The 840-nt window shown below is 76.7% G+C and carries 1 protein-coding gene; it reads left to right on the top strand.

The window, feature by feature from the left end; all coding sequences use genetic code 11:
* Nucleotides 1-274: 274 nt before the first annotated feature.
* Nucleotides 275-802, top strand: a complete 528-nt coding sequence (locus ABEB16_RS21495) for a heme-binding beta-barrel domain-containing protein (RefSeq protein ID WP_345714215.1) — start codon at nt 275-277, stop codon at nt 800-802.
* Nucleotides 803-840: the final 38 nt, after the last annotated feature.

Below are 840 nucleotides of genomic sequence, written 5' to 3'. Positions count from 1 at the left end.
GTCGCGCTGTGCGGGCCCGGCGCCTACGTGCTGAGCCGGCTGCTGCTGGGCTGAGCCGCCCGCCGCCGGGCCGGGGCGCCCGCCGCCGGGCTGAGGCGTCCGCCACAGCGGCCCGGCACGGGCGGCCGTCCGGTGCGGTCCTGTGTAGTGTCCAGGCATGTCCATCGCCGCCCTGGAGACCTTCTACCTGGTGCTCCTGATCGCGGCGAGCCTGGTCATCGCCTGGTTCGCCGTCTTCGTGGTCTACCGCCTCTTCAAGGGGCAGCGCTGAGCCGTGGTGCTCTCGATCGACGCGAGCACGCCGCCGCCGCTGCTGCCGCTGGCCTGGCTGATCGGCCGCTGGGAGGGGGCCGGGGTCCTCGGCCACCCCGCCCGCGGCGCTGACGTGCGCTTCGGGCAGGAGGTCGAGTTCGGCCACGACGGCCGGCCCTTCCTGCACTACACCAGCCGCACCTGGCGCCTCGACGAGGACGGCTCCGTGCTGGAGCCCCTCGACGTCGAGACGGGCTACTGGCGCCCCGGCGCGCTCGACGACAGCGGCAGCGGGCCCGCCGCCGTCGAGCTGGAGGTGCTGCTGGCCCACCCCACCGGTGTCGTCGAGGTGTACGCCGGCACCGCGCGCGGCCCGCGCATCGACCTCGGCACCGACGTCGTCGCCCGCACCGCCACCGCGGCGGAGTACACCGCCGGGCAGCGGATGTACGGCCTCGTCGACGGCGACCTGCTGTGGGCCCTCGACGTCGCCGCCGCCGGGCACCCGATGCGCTCCTACGCCTCCGCCCGCCTCAAGCGGGTCGGCTAGCCCGCGGTCCCGGCCCGGCCCACCGGCGCCCGCCCGCG

It is taken from the genome of Kineococcus glutinatus (assembly GCF_039542765.1).
Taxonomy (GTDB): Bacteria; Actinomycetota; Actinomycetes; order Actinomycetales; family Kineococcaceae; genus Kineococcus_A; species Kineococcus_A glutinatus.
The sequence above is the reverse complement of the archived record's forward strand: the minus strand, read 5'-3'. Positions and strand labels throughout refer to the sequence as shown.